This window comes from Streptomyces sp. NPDC096048, assembly GCF_044763415.1.
GTDB lineage: Bacteria > Actinomycetota > Actinomycetes > Streptomycetales > Streptomycetaceae > Streptomyces.
In genome coordinates this window covers 281,715-299,230 of record NZ_JBIWGG010000004.1, presented here as the reverse complement: position 1 = coordinate 299,230, position 17,516 = coordinate 281,715, and the positions used below count along the sequence as shown (strand labels likewise).

The 17,516-nt window shown below is 73.1% G+C and carries 19 protein-coding genes; 11 read left to right on the top strand and 8 right to left on the bottom strand.

Going from position 1 to position 17,516, the window contains the following annotated elements; genetic code table 11:
- The first annotated feature begins 24 nt into the window (after positions 1-24).
- The 3 genes from ACIQ6R_RS12420 to ACIQ6R_RS12410 all read left to right on the top strand — a co-directional run bounded on the left by ACIQ6R_RS12420 (position 25) and on the right by ACIQ6R_RS12410 (position 3,291).
- Positions 25-813, top strand: a complete 789-nt coding sequence (locus tag ACIQ6R_RS12420) for an electron transfer flavoprotein subunit beta/FixA family protein (RefSeq protein ID WP_404180388.1) — start codon at positions 25-27, stop codon at positions 811-813.
- A 58-nt stretch (positions 814-871) separates the two neighbouring features.
- Positions 872-1,834, top strand: coding sequence for an electron transfer flavoprotein subunit alpha/FixB family protein (locus tag ACIQ6R_RS12415; RefSeq protein WP_404180385.1), 963 nt, complete (start codon positions 872-874; stop codon positions 1,832-1,834).
- 158 nt (positions 1,835-1,992) lie between these two features.
- Complete coding sequence (locus ACIQ6R_RS12410; protein ID WP_404220675.1) at positions 1,993-3,291, top strand: DUF6986 family protein; 1,299 nt, start codon at positions 1,993-1,995, stop codon at positions 3,289-3,291.
- A gap of 99 nt (positions 3,292-3,390) precedes the next feature.
- Here ACIQ6R_RS12410 and ACIQ6R_RS12405 read toward each other — a convergent pair whose 3' ends face one another.
- Together ACIQ6R_RS12405 and ACIQ6R_RS12400 are read right to left on the bottom strand one after the other, a co-directional pair.
- Positions 3,391-4,167 carry a hypothetical protein gene (locus ACIQ6R_RS12405; RefSeq protein ID WP_404221361.1) on the bottom strand — a complete coding sequence of 259 codons (777 nt, stop codon included), beginning with the start codon at positions 4,165-4,167 and terminating at the stop codon, positions 3,391-3,393.
- 100 nt (positions 4,168-4,267) lie between these two features.
- Positions 4,268-5,344, bottom strand: coding sequence for a LacI family DNA-binding transcriptional regulator (locus tag ACIQ6R_RS12400; RefSeq protein WP_404220673.1), 1,077 nt, complete (start codon positions 5,342-5,344; stop codon positions 4,268-4,270).
- A 219-nt stretch (positions 5,345-5,563) separates the two neighbouring features.
- Between ACIQ6R_RS12400 and ACIQ6R_RS12395 the strand changes: the two genes are divergently transcribed.
- The 3 genes from ACIQ6R_RS12395 (at position 5,564) to ACIQ6R_RS12385 (ending at position 8,154) form a co-directional block, all read left to right on the top strand.
- On the top strand, positions 5,564-6,517 hold the full coding sequence (locus ACIQ6R_RS12395; protein WP_404220671.1) for an ROK family protein: 954 nt from the start codon (positions 5,564-5,566) through the stop codon (positions 6,515-6,517).
- Positions 6,518-6,764: 247 nt separating this feature from the next.
- Positions 6,765-6,959: a hypothetical protein gene (locus ACIQ6R_RS12390; RefSeq protein ID WP_404180374.1), complete on the top strand. Its 195-nt coding sequence runs from the start codon at positions 6,765-6,767 to the stop codon at positions 6,957-6,959.
- A gap of 151 nt (positions 6,960-7,110) precedes the next feature.
- Complete coding sequence (locus tag ACIQ6R_RS12385) at positions 7,111-8,154, top strand: NUDIX domain-containing protein (RefSeq protein ID WP_404180371.1); 1,044 nt, start codon at positions 7,111-7,113, stop codon at positions 8,152-8,154.
- A gap of 2 nt (positions 8,155-8,156) precedes the next feature.
- On the opposite strand, the gene ACIQ6R_RS12380 is transcribed toward ACIQ6R_RS12385, so the two are convergent.
- Together ACIQ6R_RS12380 and ACIQ6R_RS12375 are read right to left on the bottom strand one after the other, a co-directional pair.
- The gene (locus tag ACIQ6R_RS12380) at positions 8,157-8,861 is read right to left on the bottom strand and encodes an MBL fold metallo-hydrolase (RefSeq protein ID WP_404220669.1); all 705 of its coding nucleotides are present in this window, start codon (positions 8,859-8,861) and stop codon (positions 8,157-8,159) included.
- Between the two features lie 73 nt (positions 8,862-8,934).
- The gene (locus tag ACIQ6R_RS12375; RefSeq protein WP_404220667.1) at positions 8,935-10,290 is read right to left on the bottom strand and encodes a dipeptidase; all 1,356 of its coding nucleotides are present in this window, start codon (positions 10,288-10,290) and stop codon (positions 8,935-8,937) included.
- Between the two features lie 170 nt (positions 10,291-10,460).
- Here ACIQ6R_RS12375 and ACIQ6R_RS12370 point away from each other — a divergent pair, with 170 nt between their 5' ends.
- Positions 10,461-11,738, top strand: a complete 1,278-nt coding sequence (locus ACIQ6R_RS12370; RefSeq protein ID WP_404180363.1) for a geranylgeranyl reductase family protein — start codon at positions 10,461-10,463, stop codon at positions 11,736-11,738.
- On the opposite strand, the gene ACIQ6R_RS12365 is transcribed toward ACIQ6R_RS12370, so the two are convergent.
- Positions 11,728-12,177: a nitroreductase family deazaflavin-dependent oxidoreductase gene (locus ACIQ6R_RS12365; RefSeq protein WP_404180360.1), complete on the bottom strand. Its 450-nt coding sequence runs from the start codon at positions 12,175-12,177 to the stop codon at positions 11,728-11,730. The genes ACIQ6R_RS12370 and ACIQ6R_RS12365 overlap by 11 nt on opposite strands.
- Positions 12,178-12,353: 176 nt before the next feature.
- Here ACIQ6R_RS12365 and ACIQ6R_RS12360 point away from each other — a divergent pair, with 176 nt between their 5' ends.
- From ACIQ6R_RS12360 to ACIQ6R_RS12345, 4 genes are all read left to right on the top strand, one after another.
- Positions 12,354-13,076 carry a TetR/AcrR family transcriptional regulator gene (locus tag ACIQ6R_RS12360; protein WP_404220664.1) on the top strand — a complete coding sequence of 241 codons (723 nt, stop codon included), beginning with the start codon at positions 12,354-12,356 and terminating at the stop codon, positions 13,074-13,076.
- Positions 13,077-13,647: 571 nt separating this feature from the next.
- Entirely contained in the window at positions 13,648-13,983 is a 336-nt protein-coding gene (locus ACIQ6R_RS12355) for a hypothetical protein (RefSeq protein ID WP_404220662.1), read from the top strand.
- Positions 13,984-13,993: 10 nt separating this feature from the next.
- Positions 13,994-15,313, top strand: a complete 1,320-nt coding sequence (locus ACIQ6R_RS12350; protein ID WP_404220660.1) for a histidine kinase — start codon at positions 13,994-13,996, stop codon at positions 15,311-15,313.
- Positions 15,310-15,975 carry a response regulator gene (locus tag ACIQ6R_RS12345; RefSeq protein ID WP_404220657.1) on the top strand — a complete coding sequence of 222 codons (666 nt, stop codon included), beginning with the start codon at positions 15,310-15,312 and terminating at the stop codon, positions 15,973-15,975. Before ACIQ6R_RS12350 ends, ACIQ6R_RS12345 begins: the two co-directional genes overlap by 4 nt.
- Here the strand turns inward: ACIQ6R_RS12345 and ACIQ6R_RS12340 are convergent.
- The 3 genes from ACIQ6R_RS12340 to ACIQ6R_RS12330 all read right to left on the bottom strand — a co-directional run bounded on the left by ACIQ6R_RS12340 (position 15,936) and on the right by ACIQ6R_RS12330 (position 17,503).
- Positions 15,936-16,220, bottom strand: a complete 285-nt coding sequence (locus ACIQ6R_RS12340; protein WP_404220654.1) for a DUF6332 family protein — start codon at positions 16,218-16,220, stop codon at positions 15,936-15,938. The two genes, ACIQ6R_RS12345 and ACIQ6R_RS12340, sit on opposite strands and share 40 nt — an antisense overlap.
- A gap of 63 nt (positions 16,221-16,283) precedes the next feature.
- The gene (locus tag ACIQ6R_RS12335) at positions 16,284-17,024 is read right to left on the bottom strand and encodes a maleylpyruvate isomerase family mycothiol-dependent enzyme (RefSeq protein WP_404220651.1); all 741 of its coding nucleotides are present in this window, start codon (positions 17,022-17,024) and stop codon (positions 16,284-16,286) included.
- Between the two features lie 53 nt (positions 17,025-17,077).
- Positions 17,078-17,503: a VOC family protein gene (locus tag ACIQ6R_RS12330; protein WP_404220649.1), complete on the bottom strand. Its 426-nt coding sequence runs from the start codon at positions 17,501-17,503 to the stop codon at positions 17,078-17,080.
- Positions 17,504-17,516 lie beyond the last annotated feature (13 nt).

Genomic DNA, 17,516 nt, shown 5'->3' with positions numbered 1-17,516 from the left:
TGTCGACGCAGTAGGAGAGCCGGCGTGAGCTTGAGGATCGTTGTCACTGTGAAGTACGTGCCCGACGCCACTGGCGACCGGCACTTCGCCGATGACCTGACCGTCGACCGGGACGACGTGGACGGTCTGCTCTCCGAGCTGGACGAGTACGCGGTCGAGCAGGCGCTGCAGATCTCGGAGAACTCCGACGACGACGTGGAGATCACCGTCCTGACGGTGGGTCCGGAGGACGCGAAGGACGCGCTGCGCAAGGCGCTGTCCATGGGCGCGGACAAGGCGATCCACGTCGAGGACGACGACCTGCACGGCACCGACGCCATCGGCACCTCCCTGGTCCTGGCCAAGGCCGTCGAGAAGGCCGGCTACGACCTGGTCGTCTCCGGCATGGCCTCCACCGACGGCACCATGGGCGTCGTACCGGCGCTGCTCGCGGAGCGCCTTGGCGTGCCGCAGGTGACGCTGCTGTCCGAGGTGTCGGTCGAGGGCGGCACCGTGAAGGGCCGCCGCGACGGCGACGCCGCCACGGAGCAGCTGGAGGCCTCCCTCCCGGCCGTCGTGTCGGTCACCGACCAGTCGGGCGAGGCGCGTTACCCCTCCTTCAAGGGGATCATGGCGGCCAAGAAGAAGCCGGTGGAGTCCTGGGACCTCTCCGACCTCGACATCGACGAGGACGAGGTCGGCCTGGAGAACGCCTACACCAAGGTCGACTCCGCGACCGAGCGCCCGGCGCGCACCGCGGGCACCATCGTCAAGGACGAGGGCGAGGGCGGCAAGCAGCTCGCCGAGTTCCTCGCGGGCCAGAAGTTCATCTGAGCCCCGCTGGTTCCGCTGACCGCCCCTCACATCTCGCAAGCAGGAGAGAAGAAGTCCCATGGCTGAAGTTCTCGTCTACGTCGACCACGTGGACGGTGCCGTCCGCAAGCCCACCCTGGAGCTGCTGACCCTCGCCCGCCGCGTCGGCGAGCCCGTCGCCGTGGCTCTGGGTGCCGGTGCCGGTGACACCGCCGCCGCGCTCGCCGAGCACGGCGCGGTCAAGGTCCTGACCCACGAGGCCGCCGAGTACGCCGACTACCTGGTCGTTCCCAAGGTGGACGCCCTCCAGGCCGCCGTCGAGGCCGTCTCCCCGGCCGCCGTGCTGGTCCCCTCCTCCGCCGAGGGCAAGGAGATCGCCGCCCGCCTGGCGCTGCGCCTGGGCTCCGGCATCATCACCGACGCCGTCGACCTGGAGGCCGGTGACGAGGGTCCGGTGGCCACGCAGTCGGTGTTCGCCGCCGCCTTCACCACCAAGTCCCGCGTCTCCAAGGGCACCCCGGTCATCACGGTCAAGCCGAACAGCGCGGCCGTCGAGCCGGCCCCGGCCGCCGGTGCGGTCGAGGCCCTGTCGGTGTCCTTCTCCGCCGCCGCGACCGGCACCAAGGTCACCTCGCGCACGCCGCGCGAGTCGACCGGCCGTCCCGAGCTGACCGAGGCCGCGATCGTCGTCTCCGGCGGCCGTGGCGTCAACGGCGCGGAGAACTTCGCGATCATCGAGGCGCTCGCCGACTCGCTCGGCGCGGCCGTCGGCGCCTCGCGTGCCGCGGTGGACGCGGGCTGGTACCCGCACACCAACCAGGTCGGCCAGACCGGCAAGTCCGTCTCGCCGCAGCTGTACATCGCCTCCGGCATCTCGGGCGCGATCCAGCACCGTGCGGGCATGCAGACCTCGAAGACGATCGTGGCGATCAACAAGGACGCCGAGGCCCCGATCTTCGAGCTGGTCGACTACGGCGTCGTCGGCGACCTCTTCGACGTCGTCCCGCAGCTCACCGAGGAAGTCAAGACCCGCAAGGGCTGACATCGACTCGCAGCACCGGCCGAGGCCCCCGCGACCGTCCTTCCTGGTCGCGGGGGCCTCGGCGTCTGCGCAGGATGGTGTTGACCGGCGAGAGACCGGCAGATAACTTCGCTCTACGGATTATTGATTCCGTTCAGCGGAAAACAGGAGGGTGTGGGATGGGTCAGCAGGAGAAGGTGGCGACGAGTCTCGCGGGCGGCGTCGGCGAGGAGATCAGTGCCTCCCTCGCGCCGGTCGACGCGGAGCTGGAGCGCCGCTACCCCGGAGACCCGGGCACCCGGCAGCCCGTCCACACCGTCTACGTCCCCGGTGACGTCTTCGCCGCCGACACGATCCGCTCCTGGGGCGACCAGGCGCTCGCCGCCCTCGACGAACACGCCCCCGACGCCGCCTCCTTCGCCGCCGTCCTCGGCCTCGCCGACGACCTCGCCGAGCCCGTGTACGGCCGCGTACGCGCCAAGCTGGAGCGCGAGCCGATCGAGGACCTCCGCGTCGACTTCGAGGACGGCTACGGCAACCGCACGGACGCCGAGGAGGACGAGTCCGCCGCCCGCGCCGCCCGGCTGATCGCCGAGGCGTATGAACAGGGCACGGCGGCCCCGTACATGGGCATCCGCATGAAGTGCATGGAGGCCCCGGTGCGCGCCCGTGGCATCCGTACGCTCGACGTCTTCCTCAGCGGCCTGATGGAGGCCGGCGGCCTCCCGGACGGGCTGGTCCTCACCCTGCCGAAGGTGACCTACGCCGAGCAGGTCACCGCCATGGTGCGGCTCCTGGAGGCGTTCGAGAAGGCGCGCGGCCTGGAGCCCGGCCGGATCGGCTTCGAGATCCAGATCGAGACCAGCCAGTCGATCCTGGCCGCCGACGGCACCGCCGCCGTCGCCCGCATGATCCAGGCCGCCGAGGGCCGCGCCACCGGACTGCACTACGGCACCTTCGACTACAGCGCCTGCCTCGGCGTCTCCGCCGCGTACCAGGCCAGCGACCACCCGGCCGCCGACCACGCCAAGGCGATCATGCAGGTCGCCGCCGCCGGCACCGGCGTACGCGTCTCCGACGGCTCCACCAACGTCCTGCCGGTCGGCCCCACCGCGAAGGTCCACGACGCCTGGCGCCTGCACTTCGGCCTCACCCGCCGCGCCCTCGCCCGCGCCTACTACCAGGGCTGGGACATGCACCCCGGCCACATCCCCACCCGGTACGCGGCGGTCTTCGCCTTCTACCGGGAGGGCTTCGAGCAGGCCGCCGCCCGCCTCGCCCGCTACGCCAACCGCACCGGCGGCGACGTCATGGACGAGCCCGCCACCGCGAAGGCCCTCAGCGGCTACCTGCTGCGCGGCCTGGACTGCGGCGCCCTCGACATCGGCGAGGTCGCCCGGCTGACCGGCCTGACCCGCGCCGACCTGGAGGGCTTCTCGTCCCCGCGGCGCGGCGACCTCACGGCATCGGCGCAGTAGGCGGCGACTGGGGCCTGTTGTTCGGGTCAGGTCGGCTGCGCGGGGCGGCGCCTGCCGGCGGAGCCGCCCCGCGACGCCGGCCTGATCCAACGGCGGGCCCTACGAGCGGGGGAGGGGCTCGCCGGTCCGGCCGGAGCGCACGTACCGCTCCAGGCCGGACTCCGTCACCCGCTTCTCCTCGGCGAACAGCCGCGTCCCCCGCGCGCACAGCCGCCGGTCGGCCCGCGCCCGCGCGCAGAACTCCTCGGGCGTCGCCCCGAACAGCTCCCGCAGCCGGGCCGACCCCTGGAGCAGCTCGGTGATCAGGACGCGCTGGTCGCCCGGGTGCCGGCGTGGCGCTCCGGTGCCGTCGTGCAGGACGCCGTGGCGGTTGACGTAGGCGTACGCGCCGCGCAGCACCGTGCCGTCCCCGTCCAGCGGCTCGACACGTACGGCCGGTGCGGGGAGCCAGGCGCGGTCGAAGTTGCCGGACGCCATCGGCACGCCCTCGCTCGCGTCGATCACGGCCAGCTGCTCGGCGTCGAGCCACAGGACGAACAGCTCCCGTGCGACGCCCGGGGCGCCCACCGGAGAGGCGGACACGTAGCCCATACGGCTCACATGGGCGGACACACCGATGTCGAGGCCGGTGACCCGCGTCCTGACCATCGGGATCGGAGAGCCGATCCCGAACTCGGCCATCTTGTGCCGCAGCTGGCCCGGACTGGCGTTGGAGCCGATCGCGAGCACGGGCACCCTGCCGTCCCCGTCCTCGGGGACCGGCCGGTCCAGCGGCAGCAGCCGGTCCCCGTCCAGCAGTCCCGACTCCCGGGGCCACGCGCCCGGATACAGCAGCGGCTCCTCCCGCGGGACCCCCGCCAGCCCGAGCGCCCGCAACGTCCGGTCCTCGCCGGTCGGGTGCGCCGGCGCGCGGCCGCTCTCCGGGGGCCGGGGCGGCCGGGCAGGGCCCCCGCTCAGTGGCTTCGACACGGGCCGCTCAGCCCGCCGGTGGCAGCTCGCCCGAGCCCCGGGTGACCAGCCTGGTCGGCAGTTCGATGCGGTCGGGTGCGACCAGGGAGCCGTCCAGTTGCCTGAAGAGCCGCTCGGCGGCGGTGCGGCCGAGGGCCGCCGCGTCCTGGGCGACCACGGTGACGCCCGGCTGGAGCAGGTCGGCCAGCTCGATGTCGTCGAAGCCGACCAGGGCGACGCCGCGCGGGTGCTCGGTCAGGACCCGGATCACGGTGACCGTCACCCGGTTGTTGCCGGTGAAGATCGCGGTGACCGGGTGCGGGTCGGTGAGCATCTCCTCGGCCGCCCGGCGCACCCGCACGGGATCGGTGACGCCCAGGGACATCCAGGAGTCCTTCACCGGTATGCCGGCGTCCTCCATGGCGGCCCGGTAGCCGCGCAGCCGCTCGGCGGCGGTGTGGATGCGGGGCATGTCGCCGATGAAACCGATCCTGCGGTGCCCGTGCGCGATGAGGTGCGCCACGCCGTCGCGGGCGCCGCCGAAGTTGTCGGACACCACCACGTCCGCGTCGATCTGCCCCGCCGGACGGTCCACGAACACCGTGGCGACGCCCGCCTTGAGCTCCGGCTCCAGATACCGGTGGTCGTCCCCGGCGGGGATCACCACCAGCCCGTCCACGCGCCGCGCGCACAGCGCCAGCACCAGCTCCTGCTCGCGGTCCGGGTCCTCCGCGCTGGACCCGTTGATCAGCAGGGCGCCGTGGGCGCGGGCCACCTCCTCCACGGCGCGGCTGAGTGGCCCGTAGAAGGGGTCGGCCAGATCCTCCAGGACCAGGCCGATGCTGGCGGTGCTGCCCTTGCGGAGCACTCGCGCGCTGTCGTTGCGGCGGAAGCCGAGCGCGTCGATGGCCTCCTGGACGCGGCGCTCGGTCTCCGGGGTGACGCCCGGCTCCCCGTTGACCACCCGGGAGACGGTCTTGAGACCGACCCCGGCCCGGGCGGCGACGTCCTTCATGGTCGGGCGATTGCCGTAACGGTTCCCGGGGAGGCGGTCTGCGCGGCGGGGCGTGTCGGGCACGGTGCGGTGTCCTGTCCTGTCGTCCACGGGAGTGCGTCGGCTCCTGTCGTCCACGGGGGATGTGTCGGTCATGCGTTTGTATGAGGATGTGGCGTCGAGCATAGAGCCTGGACAACGTTGTCAGATGCGGGAGACACTGTCCATCGCACTCTCCGGCCCTCGTCCCCACCGCGGGGTCGGTCCGCTGCGCGCTCTTGGGTTCGTCATTTTTTGCTTTTTTCGGTCCGACGGGGAGATCCGACTCTGATGCACACCGACCTCGTGGCAGCGCTGGACATCGGCGGCACCAAGATCGCCGGGGCGCTGGTGGACGGCCACGGCCGCATCCAGGCGCGCGCGCAGCGCGCCACGCCCGCCCGGGAGGACGGCGACACCGTGATGCGGGCCGTCGAGGCGGTGCTCGGGGAGCTGACCGAGTCGCCGCTGTGGGTGAGGGCGACGGCCGTCGGCATCGGCAGCGCAGGACCGGTGGACGCCTCCGCCGGCACGGTCAGCCCGGTGAACGTGCCCGGCTGGCGCGACTACCCGCTCGTCCGGCGGGTCCGCGACGCCGCCGGCGGCCTGCCCGTCGAGCTGATCGGCGACGGCGTGGCCATCACGGCGGCCGAACACTGGCAGGGCGCCGCCCGCGGCCACGACAACGCGCTGTGCATGGTGGTCTCGACGGGCGTCGGTGGCGGTCTGGTCCTGGGCGGCCGGCTGCACCCCGGCCCGACCGGCAACGCGGGCCACATCGGCCACATCAGCGTGGACCTGGACGGCGATCCGTGCCCGTGCGGTGCGCGCGGCTGCGTGGAGCGCATAGCGAGCGGCCCCAACATCGCGCGGCGCGCCCTCGACGGAGGCTGGCGTCCCGGCCCGGACGGCGACACCTCCGCCGCCGCGGTCGCCGCCGCCGCCCGCCTGGGCGACCCCGTCGCCGTGGCGTCCTTCGAGCGGGCCGCGCAGGCACTGGCCGCCGGCATCGCCGCCACCGCGACCCTCGTCGAGATCGACATCGCCGTGGTCGGCGGAGGCGTCGGCAAGGCGGGCGACGTGCTCTTCGCCCCCCTGCGCAAGGCCCTGACGGACTACGCGACCCTGTCCTTCGTGCAGCGCCTGGCCGTCGTGCCCGCCCAGATGGGCACGGACGCGGGGCTGGTGGGGGCGGCCGCGGCGGCACTCACGAGGACGGCGGGCGCGACCCCGGTGCGGGTCTGAGCCGAGCACGGGCGATCCTCCGGGCGCGAGTGGGGTGGTGCTCCGAGCGTCGGGTCGTGTCTGTGCTCGGCATCGGGCTGGGGGGAGCCGGCGCCCGCCCGTGCGGGGCGGACGGGTGCGCGCGGGGCGCGCCGGGCTGACTCCGTCGGTCCCGGTCCCGTTCCCGTTCCCGTTCCCGTTCCAGAGCCCGAACCCGAACCCGAACCCGTACCCGTGACCCCGACGCCGTCGCGCAGTTGAAGCAGGCATGAAGAAGCGCAGCATGCTCGCCATCGCGTCCCTCGCCACCGGTTTCGTCGTCGCGGCCGTCAGCCCCTCCCACGCCGCCCCGGCCGACCTCCCGCTCAACCTCGACGTGGAGGACACCGTCAGCACCGTCCAGGACACCGTCGCCGTCGACAGCCTCCACGTGGACGACGACGCCCTCGGGCAGCTGGGCTGACGCACGCCCCTCACGCACCACCCGGACCACACGGCGCCGGTGTCCCTCCCCGGGGACGCCGGCGCCGCCGTCGTAGGCCCTCAACTGGGCCTGGTTTCCGTGGCAGGGTGGAGCGGGCAAGCCACAGGGGGCCAACAGAAGAGGGGGACCTGTGACCGTCGTCTGGATCAACGGCGCGTTCGGTGCGGGGAAGACCACCACCGCCCGGGAACTGATCGAACTGATCCCGAACAGCACACTCTTCGACCCCGAGGTCATCGGCGGAGCGCTCGCACATCTGCTGCCGCCCAAACGCCTCGCCGAGGTCGGCGACTTCCAGGACCTGCCGATCTGGCGCCGTCTGGTGACCGACACGGCGGCCGCGATGCTCGCCGAGCTCGGTGGGACCCTCGTGGTCCCCATGACACTGCTGCGGCAGGAGTACCGCGACGAGATCTTCGGCGGCCTCGCCGCCCGCCGGATCGCGGTCCGGCACGTCCTGCTCGCTCCGGCCGAAACGATCCTGCGGGAGCGTATAGCGGGCCGCGAGATACCGGCGGACCTGCCTGACGGCGAGATACGTGTACGGCAGTGGTCCTACGACCACATCGAGCCGTACCGCGCCGCACTCGCCTCCTGGCTGACCGCCGACGCCCACCCGATCGACACCGGCGCGCTCTCCCCGTACGAGGCCGCCACCCGGATCGCCGAGGCCGTCGGCACCGGCGCCATGCCCGCCTGCGACATCGTGCAGACGCCCGAGCCCACCGCCGAGACCCTCGCCGCCGGCGTCCTGCTCTTCGACGAGCGGGACCGGGTGCTGCTCGTCGACCCCACCTACAAGCCCGGCTGGGAGTTCCCCGGCGGCGTCGTCGAACCCGGCGAGGCCCCCGCCCGCGCCGGAATGCGCGAGGTCGCCGAGGAGACCGGGATCCGCCTCGCCGACGTGCCCGCCCTGCTGGTCGTCGACTGGGAATCGCCCGTACCCCCCGGCTACGGCGGGTTGCGGCTGCTCTTCGACGGCGGCCGGCTCGACTCCGCGGACGCCGCCCGCGTGCTGCTGCCCGGCCCCGAGCTGCGCGACTGGCGCTTCGTCAGCGAGGACGAGGCCGCCGGCCTGCTGCCCCCGGTCCGCTACGAGCGGCTGCGCTGGGCCCTGCGGGCCCGGGAACGCGGCGCGGCACTGTACCTGGAGGCGGGCACCCCGGTCGGCTGACGTCAGCCGACCGCCCCGTAGGTCCGCGCCGATGCCCGGAGCGCCTCACCGGCCCCGCCGGTCACCGGATCGCCGTGACCGAAGCAGGCCACCTCCGTGTCGAGGCCGGCCAGCCGCCCGAAGGAACCGACGGCCCGGTCCCGGTCGACGTTGAACACACCGAGCATGACGCTGCCGTCGACCGGCGACGCGGCGACGGCGTCCCCCGTGAACAGCACGCCGTGCCGCGGCAGATGCAGCCCGAGGCTGCCGTCCGTGTGGCCCGGGGCGTGGACGACGCGCGCCCCGCCGCCGAAGTCCAGGACATCGCCGTCGGACACCTCGGTCACCCGCGCCGGCCGGTCGAATCCGCCCTGCGGAAGCAGCCGTACGGCGTCCGCGTGCAGCGGGCGCTCCCAGTCCTCGAACGCGGGCGGCGGGCCCGGCACCTCGCCCCGTACGACCGGCGCCTCCAGCGTGTGCGCCACCACCTCTGCCCCGGTGAGCGCGGCGACCTCCTGAGCCCCGCCCACGTGATCCTCGTGGAAGTGGGTGAGGACGACACGCCGTACGCGTCCGAGAGTCCCGGCCGAGGCGGCGATGCGCTCGCCCGCCCCGGCCGGCCCGGCGTCGACCAGCGTCAGGTCGTCACCGTCGCGCCAGAGGTAGGCCTGGCCGACCGGGAAGCGCAGCAGGTGCAGGCGGGGGAGGAGTTCGATGACGTCCATGGGACGACCGTAGGCAGGGCCCCGCCGGGTGGCGAGGCCCCTCTGCCGACGGCAGAACCGGAGTCTGCCGGGTTCAGCTCGCCGCGTAGTTGCGCAGGAACAGCGCCTCCGCGACCGACAGCCGCTCCAACTCCTCGGGGGACACGCTCTCGTTCACGGCGTGGATCTGCGCCTCCGGCTCGCTCAGGCCGATGAGCAGGATCTCCGCCCGCGGGTAGAGCGCCGCCAGGGTGTTGCACAGCGGGATGGATCCGCCCTGGCCGGCGTACTGCATCTCCTCGCCCGGATACGCCACCGCCATCGCGTCCGCCATCGCCTGGTACGCCGGGCTGCTGGTGTCCGCGCGGAACGCCTGGCCCTGGCCGATCTGCTCGACGCCCACCCGGGCGCCCCACGGCGTACGCGCCTCCAAGTGGGCCTGGAGCAGCTTGGTGGCCTCGGCGGCGTCCACGCCCGGCGGCACCCGCAGGCTGATCAGAGCGCGGGCGCTCGCCTGCACCGACGGCGTGGCGCCGACGACCGGCGGGCAGTCGATGCCGAGCACCGTGACGGCCGGGCGCGACCAGATGCGGTCGGCGACCGAGCCGGAACCGATCAGCTCCACGCCGTCCAGCACCCGGGCGTCCCGACGGAACTGCTCCTCGTCGTACGTCAGGCCCTCCCACCGGCTGTCCGCCGACAGACCGTCGACGGTCGTCGAACCGTCCTCGGCGCGCAGCGAGTCCAGTACGCGGATCAGGGCGGCCAGCGCGTCGGGGGCCGCGCCGCCGAACTGGCCCGAGTGCAGGTTGCCCTCGAGCGTGTCGACCTTCACGCGGACGAGGGTCATGCCGCGCAGCGTCGAGGTGACCGTCGGCAGCCCGACCCGGAAATTGCCCGCGTCGCCGATGACGATGGTGTCCGCGGCGAGCAGGTCGGGGTGCTGCTCGGCGTACCGCTCCAGGCCGCCCGTGCCCTGCTCCTCCGAACCCTCGGCGATCACCTTGACGTGCACCGGGACACCGCCGTTCGCCTTCAGCGCGCGCAGCGCGAGCAGGTGCATGAGCACGCCGCCCTTGCAGTCGGCCGCGCCGCGCCCGTACCAGCGGCCGCCGCGCTCGGTGAGCTCGAACGGCGGAGTGGTCCAGCCGGCCTCGTCCAGCGGCGGCTGCACGTCGTAGTGGGCGTAGAGCAGCACCGTCTTGGCGCCCTCGGGCCCGGGCAGGTACCCGTACACCGACTGGGTGCCGTCCGGTGTGTCGAGCAGGTCCACGTCCTGGAAGCCCTCGGCGCGCAGCGCGGCCGCTATCCAGTTGGCCGCGCCCACGCTCTCACCGCGCGGGAACTGGTCGAAGTCCGCCACCGATTTGAAGGCCACCAGCGCGGTGAGCTCCTCCTTCGCCCTGGGCATCAGGGAAGAGACGGTCTCGGCGACCGGATTCGACGACATGGGCACGCTCCTTGTGGGTGCGACGTTGTACCGAGGAGTACCGGCGTACCGGAGTACGGCGAGTACTGGGATGGGTAGGCCCGATCCTCCCACAGTGGCCTGCGGCGTTGCCCGCCGTAGGATGCGGGGGTCAGGTGCGGCATGCGGTTTGTTGGGAGCAGTAGACCATCGTGAGCAGCGAGAACTCTTCGGCGGACGACGCGCGTCAGGTCTGGGACGTGGTCGTGGTGGGCGCGGGACCCGCGGGGGCCTCGGCCGCCTACGCGGCGGCGGTCGCGGGGCGGCGCGTGCTGTTGCTGGAGAAGGCGGACCTGCCCCGCTACAAAACGTGCGGCGGAGGCATCATCGGTCCCTCGCGCGACACTCTCCCGCCCGGCTTCGAACTGCCCTTCCGGGACCGTGTGCACGCGGTGACGTTCTCGAACAACGGGCGGTTCACCCGGACCAGGCGCTCCCGGCAGATGCTGTTCGGGCTGATCAACCGGCCCGAGTTCGACCAGCAACTCGTCGAGCACGCCCAGAAGGCAGGCGCCGAACTGCGCACCGGGGCGACGGTGACACGGGTGGAGCAGCACGGGTCGGCGGTGCCGGACCGGCGCACGGTCGCCGTCGTCCTCCAGGGCGGAGAGACGGTGCTCGCGCGGGCCGTCGTCGGCGCGGACGGCAGCGCCAGCCGGATAGGGGCGCACGTCGGGGTCAAGCTCGACCAGGTCGATCTCGGCCTGGAGGCGGAGATCCCGGTGCCGGAGACGGTCGCCGAGGACTGGAAGGGGCGGGTCCTCATCGACTGGGGGCCGATGCCCGGCAGTTACGGCTGGGTCTTCCCCAAGGGCGACACGCTGACCGTGGGTGTGATCTCGGCGCGCGGCGAGGGCGCGGCGACCAAGCGGTACCTGGAGGACTTCGTCGGACGGCTCGGGCTCGCCGGGTTCGAACCGAGCATCTCCTCCGGCCACCTGACGCGCTGCCGTGCCGACGACTCGCCGCTGTCGCGCGGCCGGGTCCTGGTGTGCGGGGACGCGGCGGGGCTGCTGGAGCCGTGGACGCGTGAGGGGATCTCGTTCGCGCTGCGCTCGGGGCGGCTCGCGGGGGAGTGGGCGGTGCGGATCTCCGAGGCGCACGACGCCGTGGACGCGCGCAAGCAGGCCTTGAACTACGCGTTCGCCATCAAGGCCGGGCTCGGCGTCGAGATGAGCGTCGGCAAGCGGATGCTGGCGGTGTTCGAGCGGCGCCCGGGGCTTTTCCACGCGGCGCTGACCGGATTCCGTCCGGCCTGGAAGGCGTTCAAGGACATCACGCAGGGTTCGACCTCGCTGGGCGAGCTGGTCCGTGCCCATCCGCTGGCGCAGCGGGCACTGGCGGCGATCGACCGCCGGCCCGCGGGCGCGGGGGACTCCGCAGGAGTGCCGGGCGCCGCGGCCCCCGCCGGCGACGAGGTCACTTCCTGATCTCGATCCGGAACACCGGGTGGTCGGGCGCGATGCGGCGCAGCTCCGCCTCGGGGGAGTCGGGGCCGACGCCGTTGAAGAAGACCCCTACCTCCGCTTTCCAGCGTTTGAGGTAGGCGCGCAGGAGCAGCGGCTTGTCGTCGTCGCCGATCTCGGTGGCCGTGAACACGTCCACGTGCTTGCCGAGGTGCAGTTCGCCGCCGCCGGCCGCGCGCATGTTGTGGGTCCACTGGACGTGGCCGCGCGGGGCCACCAGGTACTGCCGCCCGGCGACGGTCAGCAGGTTCACCGGCGTGGTGCGCCACTGGCCGCTCTTGCGGCCGCGCACCGCGAGGACGCGGGAACCCCAGACGCTGAGGCCGCGGCGGGTCAGCCAGGCCACGGTGCGGTTGAGGACGTTGACGGTGAGCCAGCCGGGCTTCTGGACGTGCGTGGACATGGGGCCCCCAGGGTTGCTCGAAGGATGAGGCAGAGCGTCGATCACTTTTGTGAGCAGTGCTCTCGCTTGGTCGTCAGTCTGCATGAGAGCGGCGCTCCAAATCAAGAGCGGCGCTCTCGATTGTGAGCGGCGATCGTGATTGCGTGCACTGCTCTCCTTTTGGCACACTGGCTCGCATGAGCACCGCACAAGGCGCCAAGGGAGCCCGCGCCCGCGCCCGGATCGAGGTCACCGCCGCCATCAAGGACGAGGCGCGCGGACAGCTGGCTGCGGAAGGTGCCGCCAAGCTCTCGCTGCGGGCGGTGGCCCGCGAGCTGGGCATGGCGTCCTCGGCCCTCTACCGCTACTTCCCCAGCCGCGACGACCTCCTGACCGCCCTCATCATCGACGCCTACAACTCGCTCGGCGAGGCAGCCGAGGCAGCCGAGACGGCTGGCGACGCGACGGCTGGCGAGACGGCCGGCGCCGGACACGTCCGCCGCTGGACCGTGGTGTGCGAGGCGGTGCGCGCGTGGGCGCTGGCGCATCCCCACGAGTACGCGCTGATCTACGGTTCGCCGGTGCCCGGTTACACCGCGCCCGACGACACCATCCCGGCCGCCGCGCGGGTGGCCCACGTGTTCATGGGCATCGTGCGCGACGCACACCAGGGCCCGGGCCTCGCCAAGCCGCCGTTGCCCGCCGAACTGCGACCCGAGGCCCAGCGGATGGCGGCGGATTTCGCCCCCGACCTGCCACCCGAGACGGTGGCGGCGTTCGTGGCGGCCTGGGCCGAGCTGTTCGGGCTGATCGGGTTCGAGCTGTTCGGACAGTTCAACCGGGTCGTGGAGGACCGGGAGACGTTCTTCCGCCACGCGGCGGAACGGCTCGCCCACGGGGTGGGCCTGGTCTTCCCGTAGCGGGTCGGGGTCTGGGGGCCTCGGCGTTTCTCAACCGACCGCGACCGCGACCGCGGCCCCGACCTCGCTCTCGACCTCGGCCCCGCCCCTGGTCGGAACCACGGGCGCCGAGGCGCCTGGAGGCCCTCGGTGAACTCGCCGTGCCACGACTCCTCCTCCGCCCGCCCGGCCGGTTCAGTGGCCCGGCGCAGCTCGCCGGTGTCGCGGGCGGCCAGTGCCTTTGCCACCGGTTCCCGACGCCGCCGCAGGTCGTCGGCCTGGACCCCGGCGAGACGGTAGCCGCTCCCGGTCCACGCCGGCTGCGTACCGTCGCCGAGTGCGCGGCGCAGCCCGGAGACGACTTCCGCGCGAGATCGGTGCTCGGCTTCACCTCGACCGGTTCCTCCGAGCCCAGCATCCCGGTGCTGATGTTCTGCGTGGCGTACGGCCTGTCCATGGACTACGAGGTCTTCCTGCCGGCGCGCGTCACGGAGGAGCGCGAGCGCACCGGGGAGGCCGTACGCGCGGTCGGCGAGGGCGTCCGGCGCAGCGCCCCTGATCACCGCCGCGGTCGGCATCCTCGCGCCCCTTCTTGTCGTACGTCGCCAGCGGCGTCGTGTTCCTGATGGAACTGGGGATCGGCACGGCCCTGACGGTCCTCGTCGATGCCACCCTCATCCGGGTGGTGCTGCTGCCGGTGACGATGCGGCTCGCGGGACGCGCGAACTGGTGGGCGCCGCGACCGCTGCGCCGCCTCGGGGTGAAGGAGGCGCCGGCCCGGCCCGGGCGGGGAGGGCGGCCCGGCCCGGGCGGGGAGGACGGCCCGGACAGGGCGGGGTGGGCGGCCCGGGCGGGGAAGGCGTACTCCGCCGGAAGTACGTGTGATCACCACGCGCGGGTGACGTCGCCCGCGGCACACGGCGTCTAGCGTGGCGGTCATGGACGGACAGCGCGAGCACGGGAGCGGGCCGCCGCAGTGGTGGCGGCACGGGCCCCCGTGGTGGAACCACCGGGGCGAGGAGGAGCACCACGCCCGGTGGCCCTGGCGCTCCACGGCGTTGATCACGGCGTTCGTCCTGGTCGGCTCCAACTTCGCCGCCCATGCCCAGGAGAGCGAGCGGGCCGCGCTGGGCCCCTTCGCGCGCGTGCTGCTGATCCTGACGGGAGCAGCGCTGCTGTGGCGGCGGCGGTATCCGGTGCCCGTGGTGTTCGGCACGGTGGCCACCACCCTCGTCTACCTCTTCGTCGGATACCCGTACGGGCCGGTGTTCGTGGCGGTCGCCGTGGCCTGCTTCAGCGCCGTCGTCGCCGGGCACCGCAGAGCCGCGTGGGCGGCGATGGGGACGATGTGGGCCGGGCTGGCCCTGCTGACGCACTGGCTCTACCGGTGGCTGCCGCCGGCCGGGGACTCGGCCGCGTCCTGGGGCCAGGAGATCGTGATCGCCACCTGGGTGGTGGCCATCGTGGCCCTGTCGGAGCTGACCCGGACCCGGCGCGAGCAGTGGGCGCGGGAGCGGGCCGAACGGGCCCAGGCGGCCAGACGGCGCGCGGACGAGGAGCGGCTGCGGATCGCCCGCGAACTGCACGACGTCCTCGCCCACAGCATCTCCGTCATCAATGTGCAGGCCGGTGTCGGTCTCGCCCTCCTCGACACCGATCCCGAGCAGGCCCGCACCGCGCTCACCACCATCAAGGCCAAGAGCAAGGAGGCGCTCGGCGAGGTGCGCCAGGTCCTCGACACGCTCCGCACCCCTGGAGACGCGCCCCGCGCGCCGGCCCCCGGGCTGGACCGGCTTCCCGAACTGGTCGAGCAGGCGGCGAGCGCGGGTCTCACGGTCGAGGTCGAAGGGGAGCCGCCGCGGCTCTCGCCCGGTGCCGACCTGGCCGCGTTCCGTGTCGTCCAGGAGGCCCTCACCAACGTCGTACGGCACTCGGGTTCGCGGCACGCGCGCGTGCACGTCGGCCGGGACGGCAACACGCTGCGGCTGCGCGTCGACGACGACGGTCCCGCGACCGGCGCCGAGGCGGGCGGCAGCGGCAACGGGCTGGCCGGGATGCGGGAGCGGGCGGCGGCGCTGGGTGGCACCATCGAGGCGGGCCCGCGCCCCGACGGCGGCTTCCGGGTGCTCGCCGCCCTGCCGCTCGACGTGAAGCACGCCGGAGAAGGCAAGGACGACCAGGCCGTCAGGGACGACCAGACCGTCAGGGGCGACCAGGCTGTCAGGCACGTCAGACACCTCAAGGAGGAGGACCGGTGATCCGCGTACTGCTCGCCGACGACCAGTCACTGGTACGGGCCGGCTTCCGGGCGCTGCTGGACGCGCAGCCGGACATCGAGGTGGCCGGTGAGGCCGCCGACGGCGAGGAGGCGGTGCGCGCGATCCGCGAACTGCGCCCCGACGTCGTCCTGATGGACATCCGCATGCCCCTCCTCGACGGCTTGGCCGCGACCCGCCGGATCACCGGGGACGCCGGCCTGCGGGACGTGAAGGTCGTCATGCTCACCACCTTCGAACTCGACGAGTACGTCTTCGAGGCGATCCGCTCCGGTGCCTCCGGCTTCCTGGTCAAGGACACCGAACCCGAGGAACTCCTGCGCGCCGTACGGGCGGTGGTGGACGGTGACGCGCTGCTCTCGCCGGGGGTGACGCGCCGCCTGATCGCCGAGTTCGCGGCCCGCTCCAAGGAGCCCGCGGCGGCCGGCGAACTGGCCCGGCTGACCGAGCGGGAACGGGAGGTGATGGCGCTGGTCGGCATCGGCCTGTCCAACGAGGAGATCGCCAGGCGTCTGGTCGTCAGTCCCCTCACCGCCAAGACCCACGTCAGCCGCACGATGGTGAAGCTGGGCGCCCGCGACCGGGCCCAACTCGTGGTGCTGGCCTACGAGTCGGGGTTGGTGCGGCCGGGCTGGCTGGGCTGATCGCCGCGCGCGAAGCGGACCAGCACGCTCACCACACGGACGAAGAACACCACCACGGCCAGCACCGCACCCGAGCCGACGAGCAGGCCCCGCACGCCGGACGGCAGGCCGAAGAGGTACGCCGGCCCCGCCACGGCCCCGAACAGCACGGCCGCCGCGAACACCGCGCTGCACAGCGCGTATCCGATCTCGACCGTGATCGCGTCCCGCTCGCCCTGCGTACGCCGTCCCCCGTAGGTGTTCATGCGGGCAAGCCTCCCAGACCGGCGCCGATCCGGCAGCGCGACGTCGACCACGACCGCTCCGGCTCAGTCCCAGGTGACGCCCGACTTCGCGCGCCACAACGCGGCGAGGGAGGCGTCGCCGGTCACCTCCGGGAACGGGAGGCGGTTCCACAGCGCCGGGTACAACCGGGCGGCGGGTCCGGTCAGCTCGCAGTCGGTGTCCCCGGCGTCGCCGCGCTCAGTCTCCGGTGGCCGTGTCGACAGCCGCACGGTCCACACGGCGCCGGGCACGTCCGTCGCCCGCACCCGCAGCGTGCGGGGTTCCTCGGTGCGAACGGCGCTCTTCGGGCGGGCGTGGAAGGCGCACAGCAACTCGTCGATGCCGTCCACCGCGAAGTCCGCGCCGATGCCGGTGGGGACGCCGCCCCTGGCCGACTCGGCGTCGATCCGGTGCACGGTCGTCTCGTGCGCCTGCCGCCGGGCCCAGAAGGCCAAGGGCGACGGCGCGGGCATGAAGTGCCAGCAGTGCACGTCGGGCGAGGCGTCCGCGAGGGTGTCGACGAGCTGCCCGTGGCCCTCCCGGAACCAGGTGAGGAGCGCGGAGCCGTCGAGGTCGGGCAGGCCGCCGTCGGGGATGGGGGAGGTGTGGCCTCCGGCGACGATGTCCGCGGCCCAGCGGTGCACCATCCCCGTGTGTCGCAGCAGGTCCCGCACCTGCCAGCCGGGGCAGGTCGGCACCTTGGCGTCGGCACCCGCCGACTCGGCGGCCGCGGCGAGCAACACGCCCTCGCGGTCCAGGATTTCGACGAACGTGGCAGTCTTCATGGCAGGGAGTGTGCCGGATGGAGTGGGCCGGAGGGGAAGGCCCGAAGCGTCGGTCAGGGCCGGCGGCTCGCCAGGACGCAGAACTCGTTCCCCTCCGGGTCGGCAAGTGTGACCCAGCTCTCGTCTCCCGTCTGGCCGACGTCGACGTGTCGAGCGCCCAGGCCGAGCAGGCGACGGACCTCTTCGTCCTGCTCCCTGTCGGTGGGGTTGACGTCGATGTGGAGCCGGTTCTTGACGGTCTTGCCTTCGGGTACGCGGGCGAAGGTCAGCGTCGGTGGCACGGGGCCGAGGCGGTTCTTGCCCTCGGGCACCGCGGGGGAGCCGATCGTGACGACTTCATCCTCTCCATCCTCTCCATCCTCTCCGTCCCCTCCATCCCCTTCGTCCTGCACCTCGTAGCCGAGTACCGAGCACCAGAAACGGGCGAGACCGCCCGGATCGGCGCAGTCGATCGCCAGCTCGGTGAACTTACTGGTCATGTCATGTCCTCCA

Excerpts from the sequence above, each read along its gene's own strand:
- ACIQ6R_RS12390 (WP_404180374.1), top strand. The coding sequence starts at position 6,765 with ATGAAGAAGCGCAGCATGCTCGCCATCGCGTCCCTCGCCACCGGTTTC.
- ACIQ6R_RS12330 (WP_404220649.1), bottom strand. The coding sequence starts at position 17,503 with ATGACCAGTAAGTTCACCGAGCTGGCGATCGACTGCGCCGATCCGGGC.
- ACIQ6R_RS12410 (WP_404220675.1), top strand. The coding sequence starts at position 1,993 with ATGGGTCAGCAGGAGAAGGTGGCGACGAGTCTCGCGGGCGGCGTCGGC.
- ACIQ6R_RS12375 (WP_404220667.1), bottom strand. The coding sequence starts at position 10,290 with ATGTCGTCGAATCCGGTCGCCGAGACCGTCTCTTCCCTGATGCCCAGG.
- ACIQ6R_RS12335 (WP_404220651.1), bottom strand. The coding sequence starts at position 17,024 with ATGAAGACTGCCACGTTCGTCGAAATCCTGGACCGCGAGGGCGTGTTG.
- ACIQ6R_RS12365 (WP_404180360.1), bottom strand. The coding sequence starts at position 12,177 with ATGTCCACGCACGTCCAGAAGCCCGGCTGGCTCACCGTCAACGTCCTC.
- ACIQ6R_RS12395 (WP_404220671.1), top strand. The coding sequence starts at position 5,564 with ATGCACACCGACCTCGTGGCAGCGCTGGACATCGGCGGCACCAAGATC.
- ACIQ6R_RS12350 (WP_404220660.1), top strand. The coding sequence starts at position 13,994 with ATGGACGGACAGCGCGAGCACGGGAGCGGGCCGCCGCAGTGGTGGCGG.
- ACIQ6R_RS12380 (WP_404220669.1), bottom strand. The coding sequence starts at position 8,861 with ATGGACGTCATCGAACTCCTCCCCCGCCTGCACCTGCTGCGCTTCCCG.
- ACIQ6R_RS12340 (WP_404220654.1), bottom strand. The coding sequence starts at position 16,220 with ATGAACACCTACGGGGGACGGCGTACGCAGGGCGAGCGGGACGCGATC.
- ACIQ6R_RS12415 (WP_404180385.1), top strand. The coding sequence starts at position 872 with ATGGCTGAAGTTCTCGTCTACGTCGACCACGTGGACGGTGCCGTCCGC.
- ACIQ6R_RS12360 (WP_404220664.1), top strand. The coding sequence starts at position 12,354 with ATGAGCACCGCACAAGGCGCCAAGGGAGCCCGCGCCCGCGCCCGGATC.